Genomic DNA, 7,138 nt, shown 5'->3' on the forward strand with positions numbered 1-7,138 from the left:
TGAGGGAGCTGTTAGTCATGTTGAAACGATCGTATCAAACGTTACTCATTGTTACGAGTATGCTTCTAGTTATTCTAAATTTCGTATTCCCTATTACTAAGGCAAATGCTGAAGTGATTAATCGGGAAACATACGAAATGAATTGGAGTTATAGTCCTATGTACGGGAAAGATCTCCGAACAGAATTATTGAAGAATGCAAACGGACAAATAGCGTATTGCTTAACTTATGGAAAGAAAAGTCCTAGTGGTGATGATCTTCCAGAGATGGGGCGTACCGATAATATTGTGTATCGTGTCCTGTTGAATGGATATCCACAAAAAAGCCCAGAAGAATTAGGTGTTTCGAATTGGAAAGAGGCACATTATGCGACCCAGTTAAGTGTTTGGGCATCCTTAGGGCAGATTGATATTAATGAAGTTGAGCACCGTAATGCTAATGTAGCAAAAGCCGTTAAAACCATTATTAATGGAGCAAATGCCAGTCAAGAAGCACAGGAAATGTACATGAATGTAACACCAAAAGATAACCAGGAAGCAAAATTAAACGGTGAGTACTTTGAAACGACCTTGTATCAAGTAGAAAGTAACGCTAAGAATGGTATGTTTACTGTTCAATTAAATGGCGCGCCAAATGGAACAAAAGTTATTTCAATAAATGGAGAAGAGAAACAAAAATTTAACTTAGGAGAACAATTTCGCATTCTTATACCAAAAACCTCTCAGAGCGGTAATTTTTCCTTAAAAGTATCTTCTAGTCTTTCTAAATTGCATGCAGTAGTTTATAAAGGTAATGACCATGTACAAGATGCAACAGTTCTATTAGAAAGAAATGAAGAAAAAGTAAGTACAGATCTACTTGTAAACTGGAAATCTCTTGGAGGAGTAAAGATTACAAAAGTAGACGACCAAAAACAGGTGTTACAAGGTGCTGTATTCGACGTTTTCAACAGTGCGAATCAAAAGGTAGGTACAATCACTACAAATGAGAGTGGAACAGCAAGTCTTTCTGGATTAGAAATCGGAAAGTATAGCTTGAAGGAAGTAAAAGCACCTATTGGTTATGTACTGAATGATAAAATTCAAACATTCGAAGTGAAAACTGGTGAGATTGCAACAGTTACAGTACAAAACGCCAAGATAAAAGGAAACATCGAGATTAAAAAATTAAGCGATAGTGGAAAAACACTTCCTAACGTAGAGTTTACTTTGTACACAGTAGATGGGAAAGAAGTTGCTAAAACCACTACAAATGAACAAGGAATTGCTCAAGTGAAGGATCTTCCGTATGGAAAGTACTACTTTGTAGAGACAAAAGGTGTTGAAGGATATCTTCTAAACAAAATAAAGTACCCATTTGAGATTAAAGAGCAAGGTAAAACTCTTACATTTACAGTAGAAAATAAAGAAGTCAAAGGTAATGTGAAACTTCTTAAAGTAGATGGAGAGAATCCCGATAAGAAGTTAGAGGGAGCAACTTTTATCCTTGAAGATAGTCAAGGAAAGAAAATCAGCGAGTACAAAACAGATAAAAACGGTGTGATTCAAGTAGATCAGTTACCGTTTGGATCTTACAAGTTTGTAGAAAAGGAAGCTCCGAAAGGATATGTTCTTGCAAAGGAACCAATTCCTTTTAATATCTTTGAGAATGGAAAAACAATTGAATTAACCGCAAAAAATAAAGGTATTACAGGTTCGTTGGAAATTACAAAAGTAGATGTGGCTAACGTTAATAACAAGCTTCCAGGAGCGGAGTTTACAATTTACGATGCGCAAGGAAAGGAAATTGTAAAAGGTAAGACAAATAAAGACGGAATTGCAAAATTTGAGAAGTTGAAATATGGAAAGTATACGTATAAAGAAACATTTTCCCCAAAAGGATATCTCATCAATGAAGAAACATTCTCTTTTGAAATTAAAGAAGATGGCCAAATTATCAAACATACAGTGAAAGATCAGAAAAAACCATCACCAGAAACACCACAACAAGAACAACCACAAAAACCTCAAGATAATGAAAAACATCCAGAACAAAACGAGAAAAAGTCTGAAAGCAAAGCACTTCCAATGACAGGCGCTAAGGAAGACAGTTCAATTTATGTAATAGCGGGACTAACATGTATTGTGCTTGGTTTTGCAATTTATGCCTTTAAAACAAGAAAGAAATCTAATAACTAAGAAAGGGTTAACTGTAAGGTGAAACAAAGTAATGCAGTGAAAATTCAAGATTACTCAAATGAAACAGAAGAAAATCCGTTAAGTTTTTTTATCGGATGTCGAAATGCGTTTATATTTGTATTTCCGATTTGGGCAATAGTTATTTGGATTTGGATAAAAATATGAGTTAAAAGGAATGAAATAAGAAAGGAGAGACAGACATGCTAGGAGTCGTTCGAAGGTGCTTAGGACTTCTACAAGCGACAAAAGGTTTGAATCAAAGGGAAAAGGGTATAGATGTAACAAAGGCTTCTCAGGAGGCATATAAAGCTGTAATTAGGGATGTGAAAAAATCCAAACAAAAGTATATCTTTATCTTTGATCCAGATGGCCAACTTTTTAAAGACACACATAAGCATAAACAAGATCAAGGATACCATGTTATACAACAAAGTTTGTTAAGTAATTCAGAACCATTACCAATAAATGATCATCAAAAGGTTGTTATGTATATAAGTATCGATTTGGTCACTAGTACTTATCAAGATAGAGGAGAAGCATTATCCCGTTTCCTTCAATTTTTGACTGAAAAAAAGAAAATAAGACCGATTCATCTCGTGTTCTATCAATTTAATCATTACCCTATCCCTCATATGGAGCAGTTTTTACAAGAAAGTAAAACCTACAATATTCAAACTTCTATCGTAGTAGAGTCTCATTCTGTTTTACAAAGCATATATGGAAAACAAGGAGCACAACGAATTACAACTTCATGTCATACAACGACTCTAGCGTAGTCTGTCTTTCTAGGGTTCTTTGTTGCATTTCGTACTGATATAGATGGCTAGAAAACTATACATTTATATTTAAAAGAAGTGAGGAGACGATAGACATGGGAAAAGAGCAAAGACTTGCATTCTATGATATATCGTCGTCACGTGCACAAAGTGTCAAAACATTCGATGGCAAAGTGTATCAGCTTAAAGGAGCGGTAGCGATAGAGAATACAACAGGAAGTATTGAAAAGGTTGCAGAGATTTACTATCGTGTCCGGTCGGTCATGGATGGAAAACAAAAGGTAATTGCCAAGAGAAGAAACCAGGGCGATGAATTGACAACCGTGTGCCAACGGCGAAAATAGATTGATTTTCGAGAGCTAACAAGCGATTTTGGAGTGTGCTGGGAGAAATTTAGCACAATTGATCTTTGAAAATTATAAATGCGTGCCTTCCTTCGAAATGGTCACTAGAAGGGCTAGGTATACGGTACCGGTTTTTACCGGAGTTCGGTGTGTGTGTACGTAAAACACGCCTGTGATCAAGGGAAATATGCAGTGTATCAGTAATCTGTATGAGTGAATAATCGTGAGGAATTTCCCATTCTGACATTCTGAAGAAGCGATGAAAACAAAAGGACAGTAGATACATAAGGTTCTACGTTTATGCCAAAAACGTTGTGCAGTATTGGGCTTATGAGGGTCGGTCGGGATGGACTCTCATATGCACGCCAATACAGGGTTTACCATATCTCAGCCATAAATGGTAAATTATCATTAATTTCCCAATATTCTTGCTATAATAAAAACCAGATGTGGAGAAATAATCTGAACTCTCAGTAGACTCCAAAATCGCTTGTTGAATAACAATAGGGAGGTCAAATGTATGACTCGGAAATCAAAACTTATTGCTGTTATTGCTGCACTCGTTGCCGTTCTAGGGATTGGTTCCACACTGGTATTTTCAAATAGCAAAAAGGGAGAACTTGAAGTATTGAGTCCTTCGGAGATGAAGAAATTTATGTCAGAAGATGGAACAGGATTTGTAATGTATTCTTTCCGTAAAGAAGATCGAGAAAGTTATATGAATCAAGTTAAAAAAGCTTTAAAAGACAATAGTGAAAATGGTAAAGAATTAGATAGTAATCATTCGGCATTCGATGTGAATAAAAGCCAAGACTACTATGGCTTGGAACAAAATGGAGAAACATTAGCTTATTATCAAAAAGGAAAGTTAAAGAAACAAATTGCCTTGGATAAATACAAACCATCAGAGTTAGAAAAAGAACTAGATGTGTTTGTACGCAACATGAAGGAAATGTACATCAATAAATAAGAGAACAGAAGGGTGGTAAGAATTTGTCTAATCCAACTGTTACACAACGAGATTTGAAGAAGTCCAGAGACTTAGTGGAAAAGTTACTTATGGTTAAGGGGGAAAGTTATCAAAATTGGTTGCACACACAACATCAACAGTATATTGAAGGGAATCAGGATCTAATATTAGAAGCGCTCACTCTATTTGTAGGGGAGGAGAAGGAAACAACAAATTCTCCTGAAAAACCAGAAACGCTTTCTCCGAGAAATGAAGTTCAGAGAAGTGAAGCTATATAACTTAGAAAAAGGGGAGTGTAAAAATGTTTAGATTAAATCAATTAATTCTAGGTGCTGGGGATGGAATGGGCAGTCTCGTTAATACAGGCGAATCAGTTTTAACCTGGGCGCAACGTTTGGGTATAATTAGCGCGGCCATTGCCTTTTGTATCGGTGGATACTACCTCATCTGGGGAGGAGAGCGCGGAAGACATAAAAGTATTGGTTGGTTTATTGGTTCGGCTTTAGGATTAATTATTGTGATGGGAGCTAAAGGGTTAGCGGAAGGAGTAAATAGTAACATTAAGTTTGGATCGATTCTGTTTTTCTGGATGTAAAGATACAACAAGATATGTTTTGTAAAGAAGCTATGCATATGTATAGCTTCTTTTTCTATGCCATTGTGAGTGAGAAAGGAGAGGGGGAAAGAGTTTATGTTAAGGGTTATGTTTACAAAAAGTACAATTTCTGAAATTAAAAGTTTTGAAAAGATTTCATTACAAGATGCTTGTAAGCTGACACATCGTTTAGAACAAGAATTACAGGAACAGCAAGAAGTTGCGAATGTAGATTTTTATATTTTAGACCAAGACAGTGAAGAGGTATATGAGGGGACATTGTCTTTAGGATCTGGTTATGCTTCTCATTTATATGAACATGTAGAAAACAAACTGTCTGCGATGGAAATGGATGAAGAACAAGAGAGACAAAAAGAAGAACTGTTAGGGCTTATGCGACAAAATATTGAAGAGTTTTTACAAGAAATTGCTCCACCTGAAGAAATAAATGAGCCAGAAGAAAAGAGCGGTATTAATGAGGAACAACTAGTGAACGAAACATTTTCTTTAGAAAAGGAAAAAGGGAACAAAAAACATTTGTTTCAAATTATCGGTGGGGCAGTTGGAGGAATTGTAGTAGGTGCTGTGGGTGTTTTTTCCTTATATACTGTTCCATCAAACCCTGTTGAAGCAAGAACCAATCAGCCGAATACACATTTGGTAAATGGACTTCAACAAGCTTCCATTCAGCAATATTCAAAAGCCATTCAAGAGTTTGAAAAATTAGATTATAAAGAATTAGATAAAGAGAATCAAAAGGCGGTCTTATTTTCTTATTTACTATCTGGTAACGCAAATAAAGCCATACAGTATGAACCAAAATTTGCTGAAAGTGTCGTCAGTTATTATGTAGCCATTGATAACTTGAAGAAAATAAATGAGATCCAAGTGAAAAATGATGTGATTGATTTTGAAAAAGCGGTTTTAGCAAAAAAAGATGAGGCAGTTATACGCTTAAAAGATAAGGTGAGCATAGATGGTCGACGAGAAAAAATAATTGTAGATGTTTATTTGAGACTTAAAAAATATCAGGAGTGTTTTACTTTTGCAAAAACACAGGGAAATAAAAGCTTAATGAAACAAGTAAAAGAGTTAGAAAAGAAAGAAGTGGAACAATCAACTTTACCGGATGAAGAGAAAAAGAAAAAAATTGAAAGCATTGATAATGCATTGAAAGAAGTATAGGGGAGGAAAAGAAATGCCAATCGATTATAAGAATCTCTTAAAAAAAGCGGGGCTTACTGTTACGTTTACATCTTTATCTGTGGGTATTTTATCTGGTTGTGATTTATTTGACTCTGAAAATAGTAAGAAAACAGATAAAAAAGCATCTGTTTCAAAAAAAGAGGAGAAAAAGAAACAAGAAGAAAAGAAAGAACCGGAAAGATTACAAGAAAAGGATTTTGATTCTTTAGCAGAAAATGCAGTAAAAAACCAAGAAGCTAATCAAAATGTTGCGTTTGTATTAGATCATATGGAAAAGCATTCTTCGGATAAACAAATTGCAAGTCAGATGAAAAGCTCAAGTGAAGCAGCAGAACGTGTTGTTGCGTTATTCGATCAAGAGTTATCAAAATCTAACCATCTTAATACGAAAGATGTAGCGGTTGTTACATCCAACAGTATTCCGACAGAAACAAAAGATAATCAATTTGTATTTGGAAATCAAAAAGATAACACAGTAGTTAGTATTGTAGATGTGATACAAAAACCTCCGGTAGATCCACCAACGGACGAGGGAGACAAACCGAAACCTCCGGTAGATCCACCAACGGACGAAGGAGACAAACCGAAACCTCCGGTAGATCCGCCAACGGATGAAGGAGACAAACCGAAACCTCCGGTAGATCCGCCAACGGATGAAGGAGACAAACCGAAACCTCCGGTAGATCCGCCAACGGATGAAGGCGATAAACCGAAACCTCCGGTAGATCCGCCAACGGATGAAGGAGACAAACCGAAACCTCCGGTAGATCCGCCAACGGATGAAGGCGATAAACCGAAACCTCCGGTAGATCCGCCAACGGATGAAGGAGACAAACCGAAACCTCCGGTAGATCCGCCAACGGATGAAGGCGATAAACCGAAACCTCCGGTAGATCCGCCAACGGATGAAGGAGACAAACCGAAACCTCCGGTAGATCCGCCAACGGATGAAGGCGATAAACCGAAACCTCCGGTAGATCCGCCAACGGATGAAGGAGACAAACCGAAACCTCCGGTAGATCCGCCAACGGATGAAGGAGACAAACCGAAACCTCCGGTAGATCCGCCAA

The 7,138-nt window shown here is 36.8% G+C and carries 8 protein-coding genes; all 8 read left to right on the forward strand.

Features of this window, described 5'->3' with window-relative positions; translation table 11 throughout:
- The first annotated feature begins 17 nt into the window (after nt 1-17).
- Nucleotides 18-2,177, forward strand: coding sequence for a SpaA isopeptide-forming pilin-related protein (locus PLX19_RS22605; protein ID WP_272191102.1), 2,160 nt, complete (start codon nt 18-20; stop codon nt 2,175-2,177).
- Between the two features lie 200 nt (nt 2,178-2,377).
- Entirely contained in the window at nt 2,378-2,953 is a 576-nt protein-coding gene (locus PLX19_RS22610; RefSeq protein WP_272191103.1) for a TraM recognition domain-containing protein, read from the forward strand.
- 95 nt (nt 2,954-3,048) lie between these two features.
- Nucleotides 3,049-3,297, forward strand: coding sequence for a hypothetical protein (locus PLX19_RS22615; protein WP_272191104.1), 249 nt, complete (start codon nt 3,049-3,051; stop codon nt 3,295-3,297).
- A gap of 520 nt (nt 3,298-3,817) precedes the next feature.
- The gene (locus PLX19_RS22620) at nt 3,818-4,267 is read left to right on the forward strand and encodes a hypothetical protein (protein WP_272191105.1); all 450 of its coding nucleotides are present in this window, start codon (nt 3,818-3,820) and stop codon (nt 4,265-4,267) included.
- Nucleotides 4,268-4,356: 89 nt separating this feature from the next.
- On the forward strand, nt 4,357-4,545 hold the full coding sequence (locus tag PLX19_RS22625) for a hypothetical protein (RefSeq protein ID WP_442869085.1): 189 nt from the start codon (nt 4,357-4,359) through the stop codon (nt 4,543-4,545).
- Between the two features lie 23 nt (nt 4,546-4,568).
- Entirely contained in the window at nt 4,569-4,862 is a 294-nt protein-coding gene (locus PLX19_RS22630; RefSeq protein WP_272191107.1) for a hypothetical protein, read from the forward strand.
- Nucleotides 4,863-4,958: 96 nt separating this feature from the next.
- On the forward strand, nt 4,959-6,047 hold the full coding sequence (locus tag PLX19_RS22635) for a hypothetical protein (RefSeq protein ID WP_272191108.1): 1,089 nt from the start codon (nt 4,959-4,961) through the stop codon (nt 6,045-6,047).
- A 13-nt stretch (nt 6,048-6,060) separates the two neighbouring features.
- Nucleotides 6,061-7,138, forward strand: a 1,078-nt coding sequence (locus PLX19_RS22640; RefSeq protein WP_272191109.1) for a hypothetical protein, incomplete at its 3' end; no start/stop codon positions are given.

It is taken from the genome of Bacillus sp. BP-3 (assembly GCF_028401955.1).
Taxonomy (GTDB): domain Bacteria; phylum Bacillota; class Bacilli; order Bacillales; family Bacillaceae_G; genus Bacillus_A.